1 protein-coding gene is annotated in these 2148 nt (G+C 72.6%); it reads right to left on the bottom strand.

Annotated features, from left to right (window positions below):
* Positions 1-64: 64 nt before the first annotated feature.
* On the bottom strand, positions 65-2148 hold a 2084-nt coding region (locus tag IH13_RS0125990; RefSeq protein WP_031088374.1), incomplete at its 5' end, for an MFS transporter.

Raw genomic sequence — 2148 nt, 5'->3', positions numbered from 1 at the left:
GTGTATAAGAGACAGGGTGTGCGGGCCTCTCGGACCCCCTGCACCCGCCGCCCGGCCGGGCTGTTCAGTCCTCGTGCCCGAGCTGGATGTCGCGCTCGGTGCGCCCGCCTCCGGGGACCTGGAGGACGGTGGCGACCGGGGGGTATCCGGCGGCGATGACGGTGTACTCCCCCGTCGACAGGTCGACGAAGCGAAACGAGCCGTCGGGTCCGGTGGTGTGGGTGTCGACCACGTTGCCGGCCGCGTCCAGCAGGGTGACCCGGGCGTCCTCGACGACCCGGCCGCCGGGGGCCCGTACGACACCGCGGAGCACCGCGCCGCCGGCCAGTTCGATGTCCTGCCGGGTCTCCCTGGCTGCTTGCACGCTGACCGGCAGCGCGGCGGGCCGGAAGGCCTGCGCGCTGGCCGCCAGGGTGTACTCCCCGGCCACCAACTCGCCGATCACATAGAGGCCTTCGCGCCCGGTTCGGGTGCTGGCGACGACTTCCCCGCGTACGTCGGTGAGGGTCACGGCGGCATCGCGCACCGGTGCGCCGTCCGGGGTGAGGACTGCTCCGGCGAGCCGTCCCGCGCCGCCGAGCACCACGTCGAGGTCGACCGGGCGCTCGCCGACGGTGACGCTGACGGCCTGGGGCTGGTGCCCGCCCGCCGCGGCGATCAGCACATAGGAACCGGAACCGGGCACGCTCAGCGCGTACCGCCCGGCGTCGTCGCTGGCGCCCCGTCCGGCCTGCCGCCCCAGCACGTCGATGAGGGTGAGCGCGGCGCGGCCCACCTTCGTGCCGTCGGAGTGCTGGACGCTGCCGCGGACCGGGATGCCGGACGGCGGGCCGGGCTGCGGCGGAGCGGGTTCGACGCGGGCCGGCGGGATGGCGGTGGGGGGCGCGGTGGGTTCCGCGGCCGGTGTGGGGGTGTGGTGGGACACCAGCGGTTTCTCCTTGAGGAAGAAGGCGAGGAACAGGCCGAGCAGGAGCACCGGCACGAGGTAGAGGAAGATCCGGGGCATCGCGTCGGCGTACGCCTGGATGTAGGCGTCCCGCAGCGCGGGCGCCATGGAGTGGACGGCCTGCGGGGTGATCGACGCGGGGTCGGGCAGGTCGGCCCCGGAGGGGAGCCGTACCGCGAGCGCGTCCGCCAGCCGTCCCGCGAACAGCGTGCCGAAGATGGCCGCACCGACGCTGCCGCCGATCTGCCGGAAGTAGTTGTGGGCGCTGGTGGCGGTGCCGAGGTCGGCCGGCGGTACGGAGTTCTGGACGGCCAGGACGAGGACGGACATGCCGAGGCCGATCCCGATGCCGAGGACGGCCTGCCAGACGCCGTACTCGAGGGCGGTGGTGTCGGTGCCGAGGAAGGAGAGCAGCCACATCCCCACGGCCGAGACGGCACCGCCGACCAGCGGGAAGACGCGGTAGCGGCCGGTACGCGAGACCAGTTGGCCGGAGACGACGGAGGCGACGACGATGCCGCCCATCATGGGGAGCATCAGCAGGCCCGACTCGGTGGCGGAGGCACCCTCGACCATCTGGAGGTAGGTCGGCAGGTAGCTGGCGGCCCCGAAGAGCGCGACCCCGACGACCGCGCCCACGAGCGAGGTGACGGTGAAGACCGAGTCGCGGAACAGCCGCAGCGGAATGATGGGTTCGGCGGCCCGGTGCTCGACGACGAGGAAGAGCAGGGTCGTTCCGACGGCCCCCGCGGCCAGTCCCAGGATGGTCCGCGAGCCCCAGGCGTACTCCGTGCCGCCCCAGCTGGTGAGCAGCACGAGACAGGTCGAGGCGGCGGCGAGCAGCAGTCCGCCCAGCACGTCGATGCGGGGCCGGACGGAGGGCTTGGGCAGTTTCAGGACGAGCGCGATGACGAGGAGGGTGACCAGCCCGAACGGCACGTTGATGTAGAAGCACCAGCGCCAGGAGGCGTGGTCGGTGAAGAAGCCGCCGAGCAGCGGTCCGGCGACGGAGGCGATACCGAAGACGGCCCCGATGAGGCCCATGTACCGGCCGCGTTCACGGGGCGGGACGATGTCGGCGATGATCGCCTGCACACCGATCATGAGCCCGCCGCCGCCGATGCCCTGGACCGCACGGAAGACGATCAGTTCGTCCATGGTGCGGGACCAGCCGGCGAGCGCCGAGCCGATGACGAAGACGA

The organism is Streptomyces sp. NRRL WC-3549, from assembly GCF_000721935.1.
In the GTDB taxonomy this organism is placed as follows: Bacteria; Actinomycetota; Actinomycetes; order Streptomycetales; family Streptomycetaceae; genus Streptomyces.
Note: the sequence above shows the minus strand (reverse complement) of the source record. Positions and strands in the feature narration are given on the sequence as shown.